Origin of the sequence: Leucobacter sp. OLIS6 (genome assembly GCF_002752355.1) — a bacterium.
Classification (GTDB): domain Bacteria; phylum Actinomycetota; class Actinomycetes; order Actinomycetales; family Microbacteriaceae; genus Leucobacter.
The window spans coordinates 95,683-117,392 of record NZ_MRAV01000008.1 but is presented as its reverse complement, the minus strand read 5'-3'; the positions used below and the strand labels follow the sequence as shown (position 1 = coordinate 117,392).

General features: G+C 70.5%; 19 protein-coding genes. 8 read left to right on the top strand and 11 right to left on the bottom strand.

Annotated elements, in window-relative coordinates; genetic code table 11:
* Positions 1–20: 20 nt before the first annotated feature.
* From BMH31_RS03850 to BMH31_RS03840, 3 genes are all read left to right on the top strand, one after another.
* Positions 21–1,814 (top strand): FAD-dependent oxidoreductase, encoded by a 1,794-nt coding sequence (locus BMH31_RS03850; RefSeq protein WP_099724365.1) that lies wholly within the window; start codon positions 21–23, stop codon positions 1,812–1,814.
* A 76-nt stretch (positions 1,815–1,890) separates the two neighbouring features.
* A complete protein-coding gene (locus BMH31_RS03845; RefSeq protein WP_099724366.1) occupies positions 1,891–3,579 on the top strand; it encodes an FAD-binding dehydrogenase in 1,689 nt (562 codons plus the stop codon).
* Positions 3,580–3,670: 91 nt separating this feature from the next.
* Complete coding sequence (locus tag BMH31_RS03840) at positions 3,671–5,119, top strand: bifunctional pirin family protein/GNAT family N-acetyltransferase (RefSeq protein ID WP_099724367.1); 1,449 nt, start codon at positions 3,671–3,673, stop codon at positions 5,117–5,119.
* A 55-nt stretch (positions 5,120–5,174) separates the two neighbouring features.
* Here the strand turns inward: BMH31_RS03840 and BMH31_RS03835 are convergent, their stop codons facing one another.
* The 5 genes from BMH31_RS03835 to BMH31_RS03815 form a co-directional block, all read right to left on the bottom strand.
* Positions 5,175–5,825, bottom strand: a complete 651-nt coding sequence (locus BMH31_RS03835) for an SDR family oxidoreductase (RefSeq protein WP_099724368.1) — start codon at positions 5,823–5,825, stop codon at positions 5,175–5,177.
* A 74-nt stretch (positions 5,826–5,899) separates the two neighbouring features.
* Positions 5,900–6,463: a dihydrofolate reductase family protein gene (locus BMH31_RS03830; RefSeq protein WP_099724369.1), complete on the bottom strand. Its 564-nt coding sequence runs from the start codon at positions 6,461–6,463 to the stop codon at positions 5,900–5,902.
* Between the two features lie 50 nt (positions 6,464–6,513).
* The gene (locus BMH31_RS03825) at positions 6,514–7,119 is read right to left on the bottom strand and encodes a hypothetical protein (protein WP_099724370.1); all 606 of its coding nucleotides are present in this window, start codon (positions 7,117–7,119) and stop codon (positions 6,514–6,516) included.
* Positions 7,120–7,135: 16 nt separating this feature from the next.
* Positions 7,136–7,642, bottom strand: coding sequence for a PACE efflux transporter (locus BMH31_RS03820; RefSeq protein ID WP_158234945.1), 507 nt, complete (start codon positions 7,640–7,642; stop codon positions 7,136–7,138).
* A 200-nt stretch (positions 7,643–7,842) separates the two neighbouring features.
* The gene (locus tag BMH31_RS03815) at positions 7,843–9,921 is read right to left on the bottom strand and encodes an MDR family MFS transporter (RefSeq protein WP_241898120.1); all 2,079 of its coding nucleotides are present in this window, start codon (positions 9,919–9,921) and stop codon (positions 7,843–7,845) included.
* 226 nt (positions 9,922–10,147) lie between these two features.
* Between BMH31_RS03815 and BMH31_RS03810 the strand changes: the two genes are divergently transcribed.
* Positions 10,148–10,612 carry a DUF3817 domain-containing protein gene (locus tag BMH31_RS03810; RefSeq protein ID WP_099724372.1) on the top strand — a complete coding sequence of 155 codons (465 nt, stop codon included), beginning with the start codon at positions 10,148–10,150 and terminating at the stop codon, positions 10,610–10,612.
* Between the two features lie 123 nt (positions 10,613–10,735).
* Here BMH31_RS03810 and BMH31_RS03805 read toward each other — a convergent pair whose 3' ends face one another.
* The 3 genes from BMH31_RS03805 to BMH31_RS03795 form a co-directional block, all read right to left on the bottom strand.
* Positions 10,736–10,975, bottom strand: coding sequence for a hypothetical protein (locus tag BMH31_RS03805; protein ID WP_099724373.1), 240 nt, complete (start codon positions 10,973–10,975; stop codon positions 10,736–10,738).
* A 632-nt stretch (positions 10,976–11,607) separates the two neighbouring features.
* The gene (locus BMH31_RS03800; RefSeq protein WP_099724374.1) at positions 11,608–11,802 is read right to left on the bottom strand and encodes a hypothetical protein; all 195 of its coding nucleotides are present in this window, start codon (positions 11,800–11,802) and stop codon (positions 11,608–11,610) included.
* A 69-nt stretch (positions 11,803–11,871) separates the two neighbouring features.
* Positions 11,872–13,653, bottom strand: a complete 1,782-nt coding sequence (locus BMH31_RS03795; protein WP_099724375.1) for a 2-isopropylmalate synthase — start codon at positions 13,651–13,653, stop codon at positions 11,872–11,874.
* A 174-nt stretch (positions 13,654–13,827) separates the two neighbouring features.
* On the opposite strand from BMH31_RS03795, the gene BMH31_RS03790 reads away from it, so the two are divergent.
* Both BMH31_RS03790 and BMH31_RS03785 read left to right on the top strand, forming a co-directional pair.
* A complete protein-coding gene (locus BMH31_RS03790; protein ID WP_099724376.1) occupies positions 13,828–14,511 on the top strand; it encodes an FCD domain-containing protein in 684 nt (227 codons plus the stop codon).
* Between the two features lie 212 nt (positions 14,512–14,723).
* The gene (locus BMH31_RS03785; RefSeq protein WP_099724377.1) at positions 14,724–15,797 is read left to right on the top strand and encodes an FUSC family protein; all 1,074 of its coding nucleotides are present in this window, start codon (positions 14,724–14,726) and stop codon (positions 15,795–15,797) included.
* Positions 15,798–15,862: 65 nt separating this feature from the next.
* On the opposite strand, the gene BMH31_RS15465 is transcribed toward BMH31_RS03785, so the two are convergent.
* A complete protein-coding gene (locus BMH31_RS15465; protein ID WP_158234944.1) occupies positions 15,863–17,443 on the bottom strand; it encodes a DUF4822 domain-containing protein in 1,581 nt (526 codons plus the stop codon).
* 182 nt (positions 17,444–17,625) lie between these two features.
* Here BMH31_RS15465 and BMH31_RS03770 point away from each other — a divergent pair, with 182 nt between their 5' ends.
* Positions 17,626–18,906, top strand: a complete 1,281-nt coding sequence (locus BMH31_RS03770; RefSeq protein ID WP_199068181.1) for a threonine/serine exporter family protein — start codon at positions 17,626–17,628, stop codon at positions 18,904–18,906.
* Between the two features lie 37 nt (positions 18,907–18,943).
* Here BMH31_RS03770 and BMH31_RS03765 read toward each other — a convergent pair whose 3' ends face one another.
* Positions 18,944–19,570: a response regulator transcription factor gene (locus BMH31_RS03765; RefSeq protein ID WP_099724379.1), complete on the bottom strand. Its 627-nt coding sequence runs from the start codon at positions 19,568–19,570 to the stop codon at positions 18,944–18,946.
* Positions 19,567–20,736 carry an ATP-binding protein gene (locus tag BMH31_RS03760; protein ID WP_099724380.1) on the bottom strand — a complete coding sequence of 390 codons (1,170 nt, stop codon included), beginning with the start codon at positions 20,734–20,736 and terminating at the stop codon, positions 19,567–19,569. Before BMH31_RS03760 ends, BMH31_RS03765 begins: the two co-directional genes overlap by 4 nt.
* Positions 20,737–20,815: 79 nt before the next feature.
* On the opposite strand from BMH31_RS03760, the gene BMH31_RS03755 reads away from it, so the two are divergent.
* Entirely contained in the window at positions 20,816–21,631 is an 816-nt protein-coding gene (locus tag BMH31_RS03755; protein ID WP_099724381.1) for a tyrosine-protein phosphatase, read from the top strand.
* Positions 21,632–21,710 lie beyond the last annotated feature (79 nt).

Here is a 21,710-nt window from a genome sequence, read left to right as displayed (position 1 = left end):
GCGAATCTAGCGTGAGTTCCATGAACACGACACCCGCCTCCGGCACCCGCACCGAGCGCATCCTCGCCACCTCCGTCCTCGTCATCGGCACCGGCGGAGCCGGCCTCCGCGCATCGATCGAACTCGCCGAGCGCGGCGTGCAGGTGCTCGCCGTCGGCAAGCGCCGCGCGCACGACGCGCACACCACGCTCGCAGCGGGCGGCATCAACGCCGCACTCGGCACTATGGACCCCGAGGACAGCTGGGAGCAGCATGCCGCCGACACGCTCCGCGAGTCGTACTTCCTCGCCGATCCGGCCATCGTCGAGGTGGTCACGCGCAACGCTGCCCGCGGCATCGAGGACCTCGAGCGCTGGGGGATGCCCTTCGCGCGCGAGGCGGACGGACGCATCAGCCAGCGCTTCTTCGGTGCGCACAAGTACCGCCGCACCGCGTACGCCGGCGACTACACCGGCCTCGAGATCCAGCGCACCCTCATGCGCCGCGCACGGGAGCTGAACGTCCCCATCATCGACACCGTCTACATCACCCGCCTGCTCGTCAGCGACGGTCGCATCTTCGGCGCGTACGGCTTCGACATCGTCGACGGCTCGCCCGTGGTGATCCACGCCGACGCCGTGATCCTCGCCGCCGGCGGTCACACCCGGATCTGGCGCAACACCTCCTCCCGCCGCGACGAGAACACGGGCGACTCGTTCCGCCTCGCCGCTCTCGCGGGCGGCAGGATCCGCGACGCCGAGCTCGTGCAGTTCCACCCGTCCGGGATCCTCGAGCCCGCGGACGCGGCCGGCCTGCTCGTCTCCGAGGCCGCCCGCGGCGAGGGCGGGATCCTGCGCAACGCCCTCGGCGAGCGGTTCATGGAACGCTACGACCCCGAGCGCATGGAGCTCTCGACGCGCGATCGCGTCGCGCTCGCGAGCTACACCGAGATCACCGAGGGGCGGGGCACCGAGAAGGGCGGCGTCTACCTCGACGTCTCGCACCTCCCCCGCGAGCAGATCCTCTCGAAGCTGCCCCGCGTCTACCGCAACCTCATCGACCTGCAGATGCTCGACATCACCGAACAGCCGATCGAGATCGCCCCGACCGCGCACTACTCGATGGGCGGCGTCTGGGTGCGCCCCGAGGATCACGGCACGGGCGTCGACGGCCTCTACGCGATCGGCGAGGCGTCGAGTGGCCTGCACGGCGCGAACCGCCTCGGCGGCAACTCCCTCATCGAGCTGCTCGTCTACGGCCGCATCACCGGCACCGACGCCGCCGAGTACGTCTCGGGCATCACCGACGTGCACCGCGACCCCGCCGCCGTCGCCGAGGCCCGGACCGAGATGCAGCGCCTGCTCGGCCAGGACGCCTCGGGCCGCACCGCGAAGGCCGCCGACGCCGCGGCCGAGAGCCCGCGCCTGCTCCAGCGCGCCGTGCGCGACCTCATGACCGAGCACGCGGGCGTCGTCCGCAGCGAGGCAGGTCTGAACGCCGGGCTCGCGAAGCTGGCCGAGCTCGAGGACCGCGCTTCCCGGGTCACCGCGCACCCCGACATCGCCGGCTTCGACGACCTCGCCCACGCGTTCGACCTGGCCGGTTCCCTCCTCGCCGCCCGCGCCACCCTCGAGTGCGCGGTCGAGCGCCGCGAAACCCGCGGCTGCCACAACCGCTCCGACTTCCCGGAGCAGAGCGAGGCGCTGCGCGGCAATTTCGTCTGGACCCCCGAGGGCGGCCCGGTCTTCGAAGCGCTGCCCGAGGCCCCCGACTCGTTCCGTGAGCTCGCGTACGCCGACGCCGACGACTCGGTGCAGGGCAAGCTCGTCGAGTAACCGGACCATTCCGTACCGTGGGCGGTGGGCGATCCTCGATCGCCCACCGCCCACGCTTTGCTCCTAGACTCGGGCCATGGACGCTGACGTCATCATCATCGGGGCCGGGCTCTCCGGCCTGGTCGCGGCGCGGGAGACCGCGCGGGCGGGACTGCGCACGCTCATCCTCGACCAGGAGGGGGCGCAGGACCTCGGCGGACAGGCCTGGTGGTCCTTCGGCGGACTCTTCCTCGTCGATTCCCCCGAGCAGCGCCGCCTCGGCGTGCGCGATTCCTTCGACCTCGCCTGGCAGGACTGGCAGGGCAGCGCGCAGTGGGACCGCTTCGCCCCCGGCGACGACGGCTCCGCGGCCGAGGACGACTGGGCGTCGAAATGGGGACGAGCCTACGTCGAGTTCGCGGCGAGCGAGAAGCGCGACTGGATTCGGGAAGCGGGGATCGATCTCACCCCCATGGTCGGCTGGGCCGAACGCGGCGACCTGCGCGCGGGCGGGCACGGTAATTCTGTGCCCCGGTTCCACGTCTCCTGGGGCACCGGCACCGGCGTCGTGAATCCCTTCGTCGCGGCCGCGCTCGAAGCCGTGGAGCACGGGACGACCGAGATCCGCCACCGCCACCGGGTCGACCGGCTCCTCGTCGAGGACGGCACGGTCGTGGGCGTCGCCGGCACGATCCTCGCCCCGCACGCGGGAGCCCGCGGCACCGCATCCAATCGCGACCGCATCGGCGACTTCGAACTGCGCGCCGGGGCCGTCGTCGTGGCGAGCGGCGGCATCGGCGGCGACCACGACCTCGTGCGCCGGTACTGGCCCGAACGACTCGGCACCCCGCCTCGCGAGATGGTGACCGGGGTTCCCGCGTACGTCGACGGGCGCATGCTCGGCATCGCCGAGGACGCCGGTGCCCGGCTCGTGAACCGCGACCGCATGTGGCACTACACGGAGGGCGTCCGCAACTGGGCTCCGGTCTGGCCGGGGCACGCGATCCGCATCCTGCCCGGCCCATCGCCCCTCTGGCTCGACGCGATCGGGCGACGGCTGCCTCCTCCGGCGCTCCCCGGCCACGACACACTCGGCACCCTGCGGATGCTCCGCACGGATCCCGCGATCGCCCCGCACGATCATTCCTGGTTCATCGTGACGAGCCGCATGGCCGCGAAGGAGTTCGCGCTGTCCGGGTCCGAGCAGAACCCGGATGTGACCAATCGCGACCGCAAACTGCTGATCAAGACCCGCGTCGGGCGCGGAGCCCCGGGGCCCGTACAGGCGTTCCTCGACCGCGGTCCCGACTTCGTCGTCGCCGAGACCCTGCCCGAACTGGTCGGGCTGATGAACGGGCTCACCGACGAACCGCTGCTCGATCCCGATGCCGTCGCGCGCGTCGTGCGGGAACGCGACGCCGAGATCGAGAACCGGTTCTCGAAGGACGCTCAGGTGATGAGCATCCGGAACTCGCGCAGCTACCTCGGCGACCGGCTGACCCGCACGACGGCGCCGCACCGGATCCTCGACCCCGCGGCCGGGCCGCTCGTCGGCGTGAAGCTGCACGTGCTCACCCGCAAGTCGCTCGGCGGGATCCAGACGGATCTCGGTTCGCGCGCGGTCGGCGCGGACGGTTCCGTCGTGCCCGGCCTGTACGCGGTCGGCGAGGCCGCGGGCTTCGGCGGGGGCGGCGTGCACGGGTTCAACGCGCTCGAGGGAACATTTCTGGGCGGCTGCCTGTTCTCGGGAAGAGCGGCGGGTCGCGACATCGCGGCCCGGTCATGACCGGTTCGGGCAGGGTCGATCCCCGGCCGACCGGTTCGAACGCAACGGACGACGGCGCGGCAGCGCGCGTAGGAGCAGAACGGAGCACCGCATGAGCGACCAGGATCCCGAGCCCCTGGAGCGGGTCTGCACGGCGGGGCCCGCTCCCGCGGGAATCGAGGTGCTCGAGCCGCGCGCGGTCCCGCTCGGCGGCGTCCGCGCGATGACCGTGCGCCGCACGCTGCCCCAGCGGCAGCGCTCGCTGATCGGCGCCTGGTGCTTCCTCGACCACTACGGCCCCGACGCGGTCGATGCGACGGGCGGCATGAACGTGCCCGCGCATCCGCACACCGGGCTGCAGACCGCGAGCTGGCTGTTCACGGGCGAGATCGAGCACCGCGACAGCTCGGGCGCCCACGCGATGGTGCGTCCCGGCGAACTGAACCTCATGACCGCGGGCAGCGGCATCAGCCACTCCGAACGCTCGACCCCGGACACCTCGATCCTGCACGGGGCGCAGCTTTGGATCGCGCTCCCCGAGTCCGCCCGGCACGGCGAACGGCGGTTCGACCATTACGCCCCACCCGTGCGCGCGGGCGAGGGATGGCGGGCGAGCGTGTTCCTCGGCTCCCTGCTCGGCGAGACGTCCCCCGTCCCCACGCACACGCCGCTGGTCGGTGCGGAGATCACCCTCGACCCGGGCGCTTCGGTCGAGCTGCCGGTCGACCCGGCGCACGAGCACGGCGTGCTCGTGGATCAGGGCTCCGTGCGCATCACGCGCGGCGCCTCGGACGGCACCGGCACGGACGGATCCGCTGCGGGCCCCGCATCGGATCCCGACCCCGCATCGGATCCGGAGCATCCGCTGGAGGCGCACGAGCTCGGGTTCTCCCCCGTCGGCGAGGCCGTCCTGCGGGTGCGCGCGGGAGACTCGGGCGCACGGATCCTGTTGATCGGCGGCGAGCCGTTCGCCGAGCGGATCGTCATGTGGTGGAACTTCGTGGGGCGCACCCACGAGGAGGTGGAGCGGGCGCGCGCCGACTGGCAGCGCACGATCGAGGGCGCTGCGCCGGACGACCCGTTCGGGCTGCCCGACGGAGAGCCGGAGCCGCCGCTCCCCGCTCCGGTGCTGCCGCTCACCCGCTTGGTTCCACGGGCTCAGCCGGGTGCGCCCGCCGGCAGTATCGTCTCGAAGGGAGCCGCAATGGTCCAGGATCCGAACACCGCGCCCGAACCGCAGCGCGCAGACCCCGAAGCGTCCGCCGCCGAGGTCCGCGTCGTGCACCAGCCCGAGCAGCGCCGCTACGCGGTCACCGTCGGCGGAGAGCTCGCCGGCTTCACCGAGTACCTGCCCCGGGACGCCGGGCAGCGGCTGCTCTTCGTGCACACCGAGACGTTCTCGCAGTTCGCGGGACAGGGCCTCGCCTCGCGCCTCGTCTCGGAGGCGCTCGCCGAGGTGCGTGCCTCGGGCAAACGGATCGTGCCGCTGTGCCCCTACGTCGCCGCCTGGCTGCGCAAGCATCCGGAGTACGACGATGCGGTGGACTGGCCCGCTGAGTAGAGCGCCCGGCGCCCGGTGATTGCCGGGTGTAGCGCCCGCAGGCGGAACGCCCTCGCTATTCGGCCGCGCCGAGCGCTTCCGCGATCGGCGTCTGCCCGGAGTTGAAGCGGATCGTCTTGCGCACCGTGGACGGATCGGTGAGAGTCGCCGCGATCACGGCGGCGACATCGGCGCGGGAGACGTCGCCGGACTCGGTGGCGCGGACGTCGATGTGCCCGGTCGCCTCGCCGAGCGTGAGCGCGCTGGGGCCGAGGATCGTCCAGTCGAGAGCTGACGCGCACAGGTGCTCGTCGGCCGCGGCCTTGGCCTCCGCGTAGTGGAAGAAGGAGTTCTCGGGAGGGACCCCGTGCTCGGGTGAGGACCGGAAGTACGACACCATGACGTAGCGGGGCACCCCCGCGAGCTGCGCCGCCTCCATCGAACGGATCGCCGCGTCGCGGTCGACCGCGAGCGTGCGTCGGGGATCGCCCCCGCCCGCACCCGCGGACCACACGACGGCGTCGTTCCCCACGAGGATCTCGGCGATGCCGTGCGCGTCGAGCTGTTCCACGTCGGCCACGTGCGGGATCGCCCCCGTCGCCGCGACCTCCGTCGCGTGCTGCGGATTGCGGATCACCGCGGTGACCGTGTCGCCGCGCGCGGTCAGCAGGGGCGCCGCGAGCAGCGCGATCTTGCCGTGTCCTCCGAAAATCACGATGCGTGCCATGCCCTCACCCTACGCTCGCCGCGCGGAGCTGGGAACCGCCGTGCGCACGCTCACGGCGAACCCGCCCGAGGCGGTCAGCCCGTGATCGGCCGCACGTCGTAGACGAGCCGGGCGAACTGGCCGACCGCGCGCGCCGAACGCAGGCGCAGGCGGTCGGAGTCGAGCCGTCGCGGCAGCAGCGGGGCACCGCCGTCGAGTGCGACCGGCGCGACCGAGAGCGCGATCTCGTCGAGCGCGCCCGCATCGAGGAACTGGCCGGCGAGCTCGCCGCCACCCACCACCCAGATGTCGCCGTCGCCCGCGGCCGCGCGGATCTCGGGTAGCGCCGCGGAGACGTCGCCCGAGAGGAAGCGCACATCGGCGCCCGCGGGCACGGGGAGCTCGCGCGAGGTGAACACGAAGGTGACCTTGTCGCCGTAGAGCTCCGCCCAGCGTTCGGGCTGCTCGAGCAGCCGTTCGTGCTCGAGCACCCACTCGTAGGTGGTCGAGCCCTCGACGAGCACCTGCGCACTGGCGGGCCAGAGCCCGTCGGCGGGTGCATCGCCGTTCTCGACCGCGAAGAGCCAGTCGAGCGAGTTGTCGCGGTCCGCGATCCAGCCGTTGAGTGCGGTCGCCGTGTCGAAGATGATTCGTCCCATGAGCGCAGGGTATGCGGGACCACCGACATCCGCCCGGCCGAGGCCTCGCGTCACCGGCGCCGCGGACGCCAATCCGTGACGCGGACCCCGCGCCGCACCGCGGTTCCGCCGACGAGCCCCGCGTTCCGCAGGCGTTCGACGAGCGGCCCAGGCAGCTCGTCGATGAACGGTTCGACGCGGTTGTGCCGATAGAGCTGGCCGATCGTCCAGCGGCGGGTCCCCGCGTCGGTCGCGATGCGGATCCGCGTCGGTGCGCCGTCGTGGGCGATGAGCAGCCGGCGCAGTTCCCGGTACGGGATCGCGGTCGTGCCGCTCCTCGCGCCGCCGGACTCGCCCTCGTGTTCGGTTCCGACGCGCACCGCGTCGGGACCGAACGCGAGCTCGAGGATGCGCCTCTGGGTCCGCAACGTCGCCAGGTAGAGCACGATGCCGGTCGACGCCCCGATGAACACGGCGGTTCCGAACGCCACCGCCCAGTCCCCGCCGGGGAGGCCGATCACGAGCGCGAGCAGCAGCGTCGCGAGGAGCACCCCGGCCCAGGTCGCGAGACGGCGCGGGGCGCGCAGCACCCCGAGGTCCACCGCGCTGATCCGCAGGACGAAATCGTCTCCGCGGTCCGTCCAGGGCGCGGGCAGCTCCAGTGGGGTCGGCGTCACGCCGACCCATCGTAGTTCACGCGGCTTCGCCGCCGAGCGCGGAGGCGGGCAGACCGAAGACCCGGTCGAACGCCCAGGCGTACACGACCGTGAACACGAGGAAGAAGACCAGCATGCTGGCCTCGATGACGACGGCCTCGAGCAGGGTCACGCCCAGCACGATCGTCACGATGGGCACCGTGAACAGCAGCGCACCGCCCTCGTAGCCGATCGCGTGGATCGCGCGTGCGGCAGGTCCGCGTCCCTCGGTGCCGACGCGGCGCTCGAGGCTCTCGAAGATCGTGTTCCAGATGTAGTTCCACACGGTCGCCGTGGTCGACAGCAGGATCGCGGTGAACGTGGACTGCCCGCCGCCGTGGCCGAGCAGGCCGTTCAGCACGAGCACCGTGCAGAGCACGCTGAGGCCCTCGTAACCCGCGACGTAGACGAAGCGGCGCAGCCGCGGACGCTGCTGGAAGTAGCGCAGCCGACGGGTGGGACGGGTCGACGCCGGGGCGTCGGAGATGTGGCCGGTCGCGGTCACGGGTATCACTCCAAATGATTGCCGGCCCGCTGAGAAGTCGCTTCGGACCCGCCTCGTTGCACGCGGTTACGCCAGCCATTCGAGCATATCGCAACCGATCCGGTTGTCAAACGATGGATTCGCAACCAATATCGAAGACGATGCGCCGAGGGGCAGTGGATCCGCGATCCACTGCCCCTCGGTGCGAACCGGAGCCGGGTTCAGACGCCCTGCACCCGGATGGTCCCGGTCTCGGTCCTCCCCGCGGCGTCGGCCTGCTCCTGCAGAGCCGAGGTGCGCCGCAGCGGCGGGGCCTTGAAGAACCAGCTGAGCACGAACGCCAGCAGCAGCACGCCGAAACCGATCCAGTAGATCACGACGATCGCCTCGGTGAAGCCGACCATGAAGGGCTTGCTCAGCCGCGGGTCGGCGCCGTTGAGGAACGAGGTGTCGCTCGTCGAGGCGCTGGACCCGTTCGACCCGCCGGAGGCCTTCTTGTCGATCTCCTTCGAGAGGGTCTTCGAGAGCTGCGCGCTCCAGTAGTCGCGCTGCGAGGCATTGCTCCAGTCGACCGACACCTTGCCGTCGGCCACGCTGGCGTGCGCCTTGTCGGCGACCGCCTGCAGCGCCTGCTCTTCCGCGGCCGGGGTGGCCGCTGCGACCTGCTGATCGATGACCGTCTGCGCGGCCTCCGCGGGGATCGCTCCGGCGGAGACGCCCTGCTGCACCTTCTCGGTGACCGCCTTCGTCACGGCCTCGCCCGCGGCGGCCTTCGCCTTCGCGGAGCCCTCATCGAGCTGCGCCTGCACGTTCTTCTTGATCGGGTCGACGATCGGGTTCCACATCTGGTCCATGATCGCCCGGTTCGCCGGGGCGCTCGCCACCGTGGGGTTCAGGGCGGCATTGAGTCCGGCGTCGAGCGTGTGCCGGTCGGCGGTCGCGTGCTGGATATTGGTCGGCAGCAGCGTGAACAGCACCGACAGCATGATCGCGGTGCCGAGCGTGCCGCCGATCTGACGGAAGAAGGTCGCGGCGCTGGTCGCGACGCCCATGTCGGGCGCCTCCACCGCGTTCTGGCTCGCCATGGTCAGCGACTGCATGAGCTGGCCGAGGCCGAGGCCGACCACAAACATGCCCGTCATGAGGTACCAGACCGGAGTCGTGTCGGTGACGAACGCGAGCACCAGGAAGCCCGCCGCCGTGACGATCGTGCCGGTGCGCGGGAAGAAGCCGTACTTCCCCGTGCGCGCCGTGATCTGGCCGGCGGCCATCGAGGAGATCATGAGGCCCAGCACCATCGGCAGCATCGCGAGGCCCGACTCGGTCGGGTTCAGCCCGATGACGATCTGCATGTAGAGCGGGATCGTCATCATGGCGCCGAACATGCCGAAGCCGACGAGCACGCCGATGACGGTCGCCATCGAGAACGGGCTGGAACGGAACAGCCGCATCGGGATGATCGCGTCGTTCTTCATCGCGATCTCGATGAGGACGAAGGCGATCGCGCCGACGCCGCCGATCACGTAGCAGGCGATCGCACCCGCGGATGCCCAGCCCCACTCGCGCCCCTGCTCGGCGACGAGCAGCAGCGGCACGAGCGCGACGATGACCGCGGTCGCGCCCCACCAGTCGATCCGCGGATTGTCGTGCTTCGCGACCTTGGGCAGGTGCAGGAAGGCGATGACCATCGCGAGCGCGATGATGCCGATCGGCAGGTTGATGAGGAACACCCAGCGCCAACCGGCGATCCAGAGGATCTGGTCGGCTCCCGCGAAGAGGCCGCCGACCAGCGGGCCGATGAGCGAGGAGACGCCGAACACGGCGAAGAAGTAGCCCTGGTACTTGGCCCGCTCGCGCGGAGCCAGGATGTCGGCCATGATCGCGAGCGGCAGCGACATGAGGGCGCCCGCCCCGATGCCCTGGAAGGCTCGGAACCCGGCGAGCATGATCATCGAGGTCGAGAACGTCGACAGCACCGAGCCGAGGATGAACACCGAGATGCCGAAGATGAAGAGCGGCCGGCGTCCGAAGATGTCGGAGAGCTTGCCGTAGATCGGCACGGAGATGGTCGAGGTGATCAGGTAGGCCGTGGTCACCCAGGCCTGCTGATCGAGCCCGTGCAGGTCGTCGCCGATGGTGCGGATGGCCGTACCGACGATGGTCTGGTCGAGCGACGACAGGAACATGCCGGCCATGAGGCCGTAGATGACGAACAGGATCTGCCGGTGCGACATGATCGGCTTCGGCGCATCGGCCGCGCCGGCCTGAGCGGCCGGTGCCTGCGCTGAGGTTTCTGACATTGCCAGTCCTTCTGATGGGGGTGCGGAAACGGTCGGCGCCCGGCACCGCTGGCGCGGGACGGGCGCCGACACTGGCGTGCAATTGCTTGCGAGCGATCAATAGTGACACCGCGGTAAATGGTTGTCAAGTGTCAATCAATCGCGTGTCGAGCTTCCCAGCGGTTCGTGAGGATCGGGCGGTTCGGCGGGATAGCGTTGGGACACTGCCGAGACTCGAGGAGCCCCGTTGTTCACCGCACCAGCCCGCCTGTTCCGCTCGCTCGCGATCGCCGAGGCGATCACCTGGACCCTGCTGATCGGGGCGCTGATCTCCCGGGCCTCGGGCGTCAACCCGGTGGTGGTGACGATCGCCGGTGGCATCCACGGTTTCGTCTTCCTGTCCTACGGCGCGATGGCGATCCTCGTCGCGATCCATCAGCGCTGGAACCCGGGCGTCGCGATCCTCGCGATCGCGAGCGCAGTGATCCCCTACGCGACGATCCCCACGGAGATCTGGCTGCACCGTTCGGGCCGCCTCGCCGGCTCCTGGCGCCTGGAGCAGACCGACGATCCTCGGGACGATCGCTGGTACGACCGTCTCATGCGCTGGTTCCTGCACCGCCCGTGGGTGCTCGCGGCGCTGATCCTGCTCGCGGTCGTCGCCCTCTACGCGATCCTCCTCACCGCCGGCCCGCCCGGCGGATCGCGCTGAAACCGACACGCACCGGGCCCCCGGACGGGAACGGCGAAGGCCCGTCCGGGACCCTCGGGTTCCCGGACGGGCCTTCGCCGTTCCGGCGACGATCCTCGGCGTCGCGCCGTCGGACCGTTCGGATCAGAAGAGGTGCAGGCTCGGCGCGTAGCCGTCGCGGAGCGCCTCGTGCTCGGCCCGCGCCCGCTGCGCCGCGAGCTGAGCCTCCCGGCGCTCGAGCGCCCGGCGCCGCGCGGACTCAGCGCCCGAACAGACCTCCGGTGTCGCGGCGCCCTGCCGAGGCGGGGCGCGATCGGGTTCGACCGCTCGCGCAGCCGATTGCGGCTCAGCGGGTCGATCGGTGGTGAGAAGAGTGGAATTCACGATCGTGACTTTCTTTCGAAGAATGCGTGGAGTATTTGGAAATCGGCGCGACGAATAGACCCTTTTCGGGTCGGCGATATCGCGCAGCAGCGAATTCGCCGGAACGGATCATCGATTCGAGATTCGATCCGGGGACCCGGCGAGCCGGGTCAGGTTCCCGGCGCGGACGCCCCGATCGAGCGGGACGCCCGCGCGGTCAGCGGGAGCAAGAGCTCACCGCCGCCCGGTCCGGCGCCACCTGCACCCCGCGCGCATGCGGACGAGGAGTGCGGCGCGCACCGGAAGGTCCGGGATCACGGAACCCGACGGTTCCCAGCCGATCTCGGTGACGAGTCGCCTCGCGGCCCCGGAAGCGGAGCGGCGGCCGACCTAATCTGCCATGCGGCAGAAGGAGCCACAGGGAGCGGCGGAGCCGAAGGAGTTCCCGACGAATGGAACTTTGATATCAAACTTAGGCATCTTACGCACCTCCCTCTCGTGACTTGATTCATACAGACACTATTGAATGATCGCTCCGGCTGTCAAGCGATTCGCGCAAAAGAATGGCGATGGGCGAAATCCCCGGCACGACCCGAGAACGCAGAACACCCCCGCTCCCGAAAACGGGAGCGGGGGTGTTCGCACGATCAGGTTCAGTCGCGGAGCTGATCCTTGGCCTCGTTGCGGGCCTTCACCGAATCGCGCTCGGCCTCCGCCTTCTTCACCTCGGCCTCGGCCTTCAGTTCCTCGGCCTTGTCCTTCACCTTGTCGACGGTGTCCTCCACCGCGCGTCCGGCCTGCTTGGCCGCCTCGCCGATGGTCTCCTTGGCGTCATCGAGAATTCCCATGTTCGCCCCTCTCTGTCGGTGTTCGGGTCTTCAGCCCACCAGACGAAGCTGCGCGTCCGGTGAGTGCGCTCAGGATCCGGAGCCGACCGCATTCGCCGCTGCGATCACCGCCGCAAGGCTCGCCGAGAGAACCGATTCCGCCCGCCCACCGGCCCAGCCGGCCCCTCCGGCGTGCCGATACTCGATGAGCGTGAGCGCCTCGCTGTCGGTCCCCGAGCGCACGCTGGCCTGGTGCAATTCCAGCACCTCTAGCGCGGTTCCCCGCTCGGCGAGCGCGGATACGAGCGCCTCGACCGGACCCTCGGCAGTCCGTTCGTGAACGGAGCGGGTCTCCCCCACGCGGATCGACATCCGGGCTCGCGCCGCTCCCGCGACCTCTGCGACCTCGTACTCCTCCAGTTCGATGCCCCGGTCCGCCGCTCCCGTACCGAGATAGACCCGTTGGAAGATCCGGTGGACCTCGGCCGCGGTCACCTCGGTGCCGGTCGCGTCGGCGTGCAGCTGCACGTACCGCGCCAGGTCGATCTGCATCCGTCGCGGCAGCTCGATCCCGAACTCGGACTCGAGCAGGTGGGCGATCCCGCCCTTGCCGGACTGCGAGTTGACCCGGATGACCGCATCGTAACTGCGTCCGATGTCGGCCGGGTCGATCGGCAGGTAGGGCACCCGCCACGCGATCTCGCGCTCGGCCCGCCCCTCGGCCGCGGCCCGGGATCGGTGCTCCGCGAACCCCTTCCGGATCGCGTCCTGGTGGGTTCCGCTGAACGCCGTGTGCACCAGGTCCCCGACGTAGGGGTGCCGCGGATGCACCTCGATCCGGTTGCAGTACTCCACCGTCCGCCTGATCTCGTCGATATCCGAGAAGTCGATCATCGGATCCACACCCTGGGCGTGGAGGTTCAGCGCGAGGGTCGCGATGTCGACGTTCCCCGTGCGCTCGCCGTTCCCGAAGATGCACCCCTCGACGCGCTGCGCCCCGGCCAGCACCGCGAGCTCCGCGCAGGCGATGCCCGTGCCGCGATCGTTGTGCGGGTGCACCGACAGGATCACGCCGTCCCGGCGTGCGAGGTTCCGATGCATGTACTCGATCTGATCCGCGTACACATTCGGCGAGGCGATCTCGACCGTGGCCGGCAGGTTCAGGATCACGGGCCGCTCGGCCGTCGCGCCCCACAGCTCGGTCACCGCGTCGCAGATCTCCAGCACGTAGTCGGGTTCCGTGAGGTTGAACACCTCGGGAGAGAATTGGAACCGCACGTTCGGCAGCTCGCCCGCGAGCTCCAGCAGATCGCGCGCGCCGTCGAGGATCATGCGCTTCAACTCCGTGCGCCCCTTCCGCAGCACGGACTCCCGCCAGGTCGGCGCCGTCGCCGCGTACATATGGATCACGATCGGGTTCGAGATCCCACGGATCGACTCGACAGTGCGCTCGATGAGGTCGCGCCGCGCCGGCGTGAACACCACGACGGTCACATCGGCGGGCGCGATATCCGCATCGGCGATCAGCCGCACGAAGTCGAAGTCCGTCTGGGACGCCGAGGGGTATCCGACCTCGATCTCGGTGTACCCCATCGCCACCATCAGCTCGAAGAACCGGCGCTTGCGCTCCGGATCCATGGGCTCGGCGAGCGCTTGGTTCCCGTCGCGCAGATCCACCGGCACCCACAGGGGCGCGCGGGTGAGCCGGCGGCCCGGCCATTCGCGCTCGAGCTCGGGAACCTCGACCCTGGAATAGGCGTCGCGGTACCGATGCGAGGGCATCTGGGAACGGCGCTGCCGATTCCAGTGGGGCGCATCGGCGGGTACGGGCCCGGCGGGCGTATCGATGCGGTTGAATGTTGACGTGGACATGGCGTCTGGGCTTCCTTCTTCGATCGGTCTGGTCGATCGGCGCAGCGCATCACTCCGCAGCGGGGTGCCGATCGCACAGGTCCCCGCCGCGGCGGCGAAGAAGGAGGAACCCGTGGAACGTCATGTGCCGAGAGTAGCACAACTCCTCAGACAAGCAGAAGAGATGAGAAGATCATGGCCCAGGTGAAACGCACACCCCTGGCCGATCAGGCGGCGGAACTGCTGCTCGAACGGATCCGCTCGGGCGAATGGGCCCTCGGTGAGAAGCTCCCCGGCGAGACGACGCTCGCTCCGCAGCTGGGCGTCGGTCGATCGACCGTCCGCGAGGCGATCCGCCAGCTCGCCGGCCGCGGCGTCCTCGCCTCCCGCCAGGGATCGGGCGTGTTCGTCACCGCCCTCGACGCCCCCGAGGGCTGGGACGCCGTCGTCCGCCGCAGCGACATCATCGCGGTGATCGAAGCACGGATCGCGATCGAGGGCGAGGCGGCGGCACTCGCCGCCGAACGCCGCACCCCGGGCGAGCTCCGCGCGATCCGCCGGGCCCTCGGCCTGCGCGCGGAGCGTCGCAGCGAGCTCGCCGCGCACGTCGACGCCGACACCGGGTTCCACCGCAGCGTGGTCGCCGCCGCCCAGAATCCCATCCTCGCCGAACTCTTCGACGGATTCACGCCCCGTCTGCGGGACGCGATGATCGAGATGCTGCGCACCCGAGGAGCGTTCGGAGACGACGCGGACCACGAAGCGCACGCCCGCCTCGTCGAGGCGATCGCCGACCGCGATCCGGACCGCGCACGAGCCCTCAGCCGCGCGCACCTGCGAGCCCTGGCCGAGACGCTCGAAGGCACCACGGGGAAATAGCTCTCGAAGAGTGGTGGCCCATGCGGATATGCAGACTGGGGTCCTCGTCGCCACGCATGGGCCACCCTGCCGGAGCCCCAGGGGGGGTTGAGGCCTCACGACTGGAGATCGCCGAACCGCGATCCCAGATCCACTGTAACCGGTTACCGCCTACGACGCAAGTCGTTCCCCGTCCGGTCTTCTCGTCCGCGCGTTCACGGAAGAATGGACGGGTGAGTACGCGTCAGAAGGTCCAGAGGTGGCTCCCTCGCGCGCACGGCGCGGAGGTCGCCCTGCGCACCGCGCTCTCGCTCGGCATCGCGCTCTGCGCCCTCGCGCTCTTCGGGCGACTCGACCTCGCCTCGTACGCGATGTTCGGGTCGTTCTGCGCGGTCTTCGGGTTCAACGAGCCGTATCGGGTGCGAGCCCGGACCGTCGGTCTCGCGGGGATCGGAATCCTCGCTGCGATCAGCACGGGAATCCTGCTCTCCGCAACCGACGCACCGATCGCGGCGGTCGGTGCCGCCACGCTGATCGTGCTGGCGGTCGCGGTGCCCGCGAACGTGGTGATCGGGATGATCCCCGCTCCCCCGTTCTTCCACATCATCGCCTTGCTCGTCTGCACGGCGATCCCGGTTCCGGAGTCCGAGATCCTGCTCCGCATCGCGGTCGCGGCGGGAGCCACGGTGCTCGCCTGGCTGATCAGCCTCTCGGGCTGGGCGGTCCGGCGCGCGTGGCCGGGGCACGCGCGCGTATCGCACGCGCTGGCCCGTCCGTTCTTCAAGGACCTGAGCCGCACTCCCCGCATCGACTTCTCGGCGCTGCGCGACTCCCGAGTGTGGCGCAGCGTCGCCGAGAATCTGACCGGCGCGGTCCTCGCCTACGCCCTCGCGTCGGCGTTCGGCGGTTCACGACCCTACTGGGCGGTGCTCACGGTCGTGTGCGTGATCGCGCCCGCGCGCGCCCGACCATCGGCCGGACACGCGATCGAACGAGTGATCGGCACCGCCGTCGGGCTGGTCATCGTCTGGCTGCTCGAGCCGCTGCAGCTCGGAGCTCCCGTCGTGATCGCGATCATCGTCGTCTGCCAGTTCTTCACCCAGCTGTTCGTCGTACGGGCCTACGCCGCGGGACTGGTCTTCATCACCGTCATGGTGTTCGCCAGCCTCTCGTTCGTGATCCCCCTCGACGGACCGATCCTCGTCGAGCGGTTCGTCGAGACGGTCATCGGTTCGATCGCCGGCCTGCTGGTCATGCTCCCCGGCTGGATCCTCGACCGTCGGGCAGCTCGGCGGCCGGAAGCGTAGCCGGGCGAACGCCTCGGCCCGCTCCCCACGGACGCGATACCGGAGGAGCGGGCCGAGCACCGCGATCAGCCGCGGAGGCGCCGCATCAGGACGCGACCGCCGAGCAGCCCGCCGCCCGTGATCGCTGCGATCGCCGCCGCCACGATACCGGCGCCCCCCGACTGGCCGCCGGTCACGGCGAGGCGATCCTTCGCACCCTGCGCGCTCCCGCCCTGTCCGTTGCCGCCGCCGTTCGACCCGCCGTTCGCACCGCCATTGGCGCCGCCGTTCGCACCGCCGTTCGAACCGCCGTTCGCACCACCGTTGCTCCCGCCGTTCGAACCGCCGGTCCCGGTGCCGGGCTCGGGGTGCGCGGTCGGAGTGTGCACGATGTCGACCCACTTGCTCGCGTCCGTCGCGTCCACCACCCGGTAGGTGAACTCGGCATCGGTGAGCGCGACGATCGGAACGATCCGCTCGAACAGCACCGCACCCGCGTCGTTCTTCGCCGCGATCCAGCGCGCGAGCTTGCCGTCGACGACGCGCATTTCCCAGTCGCCGTGCATCTTCGGGCTGTCGTCCAGGTTGAACATCGTGAACGTGCCGTCGGACTTGAAGTAGGCGTTGCCGACGAAGTTCGCGGCCCGAGCGTCGTCGAGCGCGACGGGCTTCCCGTCCTGGTCGACGGCACCCGTCGTCTCCCACGGGGTCGCTGCGAGCGCTGCGGCAGCGGCCGCGAGATCGACCGTTCCGGGCTCCGCGTGGTCGGTCGGCGTGTGCACGATGTCCACGTACGCACCTCCGGCGCCGGCGACGCGGTAGGTGAACTCGGCACCGTCGAGCTTCACGATCGGGACCTCACGCTCGAACAGCACGTTGCCGTCGGCGTCCTTCGCGTTGATCCAGCGCACCAGCTGCCCGCCGACGACGCGCATCTCCCAGTCGCCGCGGAGCTTGGGCGAGTCGTCCAGGTTGAACATGGTGTACGTGCCGTCGGCCTTGAAGTACGCGTTGCCGACGAAGTTCGCCGCGCGCGGGTCGTCGAGTGCCACCGCGGCGCCGTCCTGATCCACAGAGCTCGTGGTCTCCCACGGGGTGGCGGCGAGCGCCGCGGTCGCCGCGGAGATCGTGGCCGCCTCCGTGCCCGGCTCGATATGAGTGGTGGGCGTGTGGACGATGTCGACCCACTTGCTCGCGTCCGCCGCATCGACGACCCGGTAGGTGAAGTCGGTGCCGGTGAGGGTGACGATCGGCACGGTGCGCTCGAACAGCACGTTGCCCGCAGCGTCCTTGGCGTTGATCCAGCGCGACGAGCCGTCGGCCGCGACGGTCCAGTCGCCGCGGAGCTTGGGCGAGTCGTCCAGGTTGAACATCGTGTACGTGCCGTCGGCCTTGAAGTACGCGTTGCCGACGAAGTTCGCCGCGCGCGGATCGTCGAGTGCCACCGCGACGCCGTCCTGATCCACCGCGGCCGAGGTCACCCACGGGGTCGAGGCCAGCACGTCGGAGGGCGTCGAGGCGGCGGGAGCGAGCTCCGACACCGCGGCCGTCGGCGCCGGGCCGCCGACGGCGAGCGCCGCGCCCGCGGGCAGCAGGCAGGCCGCGGCGACGGTCGCGGTCGTAGCGGCGAGCATCCATCCGCGTGAGGTCGAAATACGAGCGGTCATATGCGGGTTCCTTTGCAGATTCGGTCCGGGAGCGGGTCGGAGCCAGGGAGGGCTCTGCGACACCTTCCACGCTAGGAATCGGCACACCGACCGGGCATCAACCGATCGGTTGAAGCTCGCCCGCACCGCTAGAATCGCAGCATCGGCAGAGCCGCTGCGGCTCCGGGAGAACAGGGCTGAAGGTGGCTGAAGACATCGTGCTGGGCGAGCTCGGTGCGCTCCTCCTCGACGGAGGATCCTCCGTGACCGACGTGCGCGGTTCGCTCGAACAGGTGCAGCGACGCAGCGGCACCGGCTCGGATCTCCGCTTCGCGGTGCTGCCCGAACTCGTGCTCGTCAGCCGCGCGGGCATCTCGGCGTCCACGAGCATCGCGTACGCCGGGGCGAAACCGCTCACCTTCCGGCAGTCCGCCCACGCCAACCGGTTCGCCCGGGATCTGGAGGCCGGACGCCAGGCGCTCTCGGACGCGCCGCGACGCATCGCCGAGATCCGTTCGATCCGCGAGCGTCTGCCCGCCGCGGCGAACATCGTCGGGATCGCGATCCTCTCGATGGGTCTCGCAGCTCTCGTGCGCTGCCCGTGGTGGGCGATCCTGCTGGCGTTCTTCGTCGGCGCACTCGTCGGCACGATCACCAACGCCATGTCGCGGGTCCGGTCCGCCGCAGCCATCGCCCCGTTCGTCTCGGCGCTCGTCTCGACGGTCGCCGTCGGCGCATTCGCCGGCTGGCTGGGGCTCGGCCCGGTCCCCTTGTTCGCGGTCTGCGCCCCCATCGCCATCCTCGTGCCGGGGGCGATCATCACCAACGGTCTCCTCGAGCTGACCTCCACCGACATCGTCACGGGCGCCTCGCGTCTCGTGTACGGCCTGATCATGCTCGCGTTCATGGCCGCGGGCGTCTTCGCCGGCGCGCACCTCACCGGGCTCCGGATCGATTCCGGATCCGCTGCGCTCGTCGCCGAAGCCGCTCATTCCGTGAGCGAACGATCCGGGTGGGAGGCGCTGCCGCCGCTCTGGCTCTCCTGGATCGGGGTCGTCCTCCTCGCCGTCGGCATCGGTCTCGCGTTCGGTGCCGGGCTCCGCCTGACGCTCGTGAGCGCCGCGGTGATGACGGGGACCTACGCGGTGCTCGTGCTCCTCACTCCGGTCCTCGGAAACGCCGTCGCGACCGGATTCACCGCAGCGTTACTGTTCGTCGCGGCTCGAGCGCTCGAGCGCCTCACCCTCGCGATTCCCGCCACCGTGTCGTTCCAGTCCGCCTTCTTGCTGCTCGTACCGGGGACCGTGGGCCTCGTGGCGCTGGCGAGCTTCGACGCGTCGGCTCTCGCATCCGCGCCGATGATCTTCCTCAGCCTCTGCATCGGGACCAAGGTCGGCGCCCTCACGGCGGACCTCGCGCACATCACCCGCACGGCGCTGCGGTCCCGGCGACGAACCCCGGTGGTGCCCTCCGCCGGAGTGTGACCCTCGCCGGAGCCAGACGCCCGGGGCCGGAACCGGCTCAGATCCGGATCAGCCCGCGCTTCACGGCCGTGGCGATCGCGGCCTGCCGGTTCTCGGCTCCGAGCTTCGTGAAGGCATGGTGCAGGTGGGTCTTGACCGTCGCCTCGCTGACCACCAGCGCCTGCGCGAGCTCCCGGTTCGAGAGCCCCGACGCCGCGAGCGCGAGCACTTCGAGCTCGCGCGCGGTGAGGATGTCGTCGGGGTGCCTGCTGCGATCGCGCAGCCGCTCCGAGATCCGGCCCGCGAGCGCGCCTTCCCCGGCGGCCGCGGATCGGATCGCCCGGAAGAGTTCGGCCGGACGGCTGTCCTTGACCAGATAGCCGGCGGCTCCCGCGTCGATCGCGCGCACGATGTCGGCGTCGGAGTCGTACGCGGTGAACACGAGCACGTGCGTCCCCGGACTCGCGCGCAGAATGCCGCGGGTGGCCGCGATCCCGTCGGGGAGGTCATCGCCGAGGTCGAGGTCGACGAGCGCGACATCGATCTCGGCTCGGCCCGCGAGGTCGACGGCCTCGTCCGCCGAGCCCGCGTCCGCAGCGATCTCGAAGTCGGGCTGCGTGCCGAGCAGCGCGCTCAGTCCGTGGCGGAGCACCGGATGATCGTCGAGCAGCAGGATCCGGATCATGATGGAGTTCCTCCGGACGGGGTCGGCAGGATCGCGGCGACGACCGTTCCCCGCTCGGGCCCGGATTCGATCGTGAGCGTTCCGCCGAGGCTCTCCGCGCGCCAGGTCATCGCGCGGAGCCCGAAGCCGTCGCCGCCCCCGCCCGCGTCGAAGCCTTCACCGTCGTCCGAAACGTCCACGCCGACCTCGCCGGCGAAGTAGGTGAGCGTCACCCGCACGGTGCGCGCGGATGCATGCTTCCTCGCGTTGATCAGCGCTTCCTGAACGATCCGCTGCAGCGCGTGCGCCACCGCCTCCGGCACCGCCCGTTCGTCCCCGACGACTCCGAATCCGGCGCCCGAGGCGTTCGCCTGCGCGCTCAACGCGGCAGTGAGCGAGGCCGCGGTCTCGCGGGGGTCCGCCAGCCCATGCAGCAGCTGCCGGGTCTCGACCAGCGCCTCGCGCAGCGTCTCCCGAGCCTCCTCGACCGATGAAGATGAGCCCTCGGGCCGCAACCCGTCGGTCTCGAGCAGCAGGAGGGCGCTCGCGGTCCGCTGCACGACGGTGTCGTGCAGCTCGCTCGCGACCCTTCCGCGCTCGGCCAGCGCGCCGGCCTCGCGCTCGCTGCGCGCGAGTCTTTCGCGAGCCTCGATCAGTTCGCGGTTGAGGCGGCGCTGCTCCGACAGCGCGCGATCGAGCGCGGCGTAGGCCGATGCGAGCACGAGCCCGCCGAAGAACGGGCCGAGCACGAGACCCGGATCCTGCCCGTTCGACATGATGAGCAGGCCGAGACTCACCGCGATGACGATCACTGCCGAGAGCCACCGCGCCGCCCGGCCCCGCAGCACACGATGGACCGCGACGAACAGTGCGAACGCGCACCAGCCGAACGACGGGGCGACGATCGTCAGCGGCAGCCAGAAGCCCGTGGCGAGCAGGAGCCCCGCTGACTGGCGCGCCCCGGTGCCTCCGCGCCCGAGGACCGCGGCCGCGTAGCTCACGCCGGTGCCGATCGCGAGCAGCAGCACGAAGGTCCCCTCACCGGCGAGCTCGTGCCGGGAGAAGTAGCGCAGGCCGCAGACCAGGAGGAGCAGTGCGAAGCCGACGTCGACCGCGCGATCGACGCCCCTCCGTTGAACGGGCAACGGTTCGACTGTTCGGTACCCCGGCCGCTTGGTTTCGGTCATGATGGGCTCAAGTATCTCCGATCCCCCGCGGCTCGAGCCTCAATCGATAGGCTGAGTTCAGCGACGAAAGCTGGTGCACATGAACCTCACAGACGTTCTTCCGGTCACCCACAATGCCCGCGGCCTCGGTGGTCTCTCGACCGAGCACGGCGGACGGATCGCCCCGGTCATCTTTCGCGCCGACGCACTCGCCGGGCTCACCGACACCGGCCTCATCGGTCTCGCGGAGCTCGGCATCGGCACCGTCGTCGATCTGCGTACCGACCATGAGCGCGCCCGCTCGGCCGATACGCTGCCGGACGACGGCAGCGTCGCGTTCGTCGCGCTCCCGGTGCTCGGCGGCGCCATGGACGAGATGGCCAAGAGCCTGATGCCCGCCGAGGGACTGCCGAACGGCGCGGGCATCGATCCCGAGCGGCTGACCGCGCTGCTCGACGCGGTCCCGACGCTCGACGAGCTCTATCTATCGATCCTCACCAGCAGCCCCGCGCAGTTCGCGACCCTGGCCCGCGCCGTCGTCGATGCCGCGGGCACCGACCGGCCGGGCGTGCTCTTCCACTGCACGGCAGGCAAGGACCGCACGGGCCTCGCCGCGGCGCTGCTGCTCTCGGTCGCGGGCGCTTCGCGCGAGACGATCGTGGCCGATTACGTGCTCACCGAGCACAATCTCGCCGGGCCGTTCGCTCAGACGCTGCTGGGATACATCTCCGCCACCGGGATCCCGCTGACTCCGAAGCTCGAGGAGCTCGCCACGAAATCACCCGAGCGCGCGATCACCGCTGCCCTCGATTGGATCGAGCACGAGCACGGCGACGCCGGAGCGTACCTGCGGTCCGGTGGGCTCTCGGAGGACGAGCTGCTGCGGCTCCGCGGTGCGCTCGTCGCGACTTCCTGATTCATCGCACCGGAGATCCGGTGGTTCCCACGCACCATCTCGAGCCAGACGAACCGCGGGAACCCATTCACCGAGGACG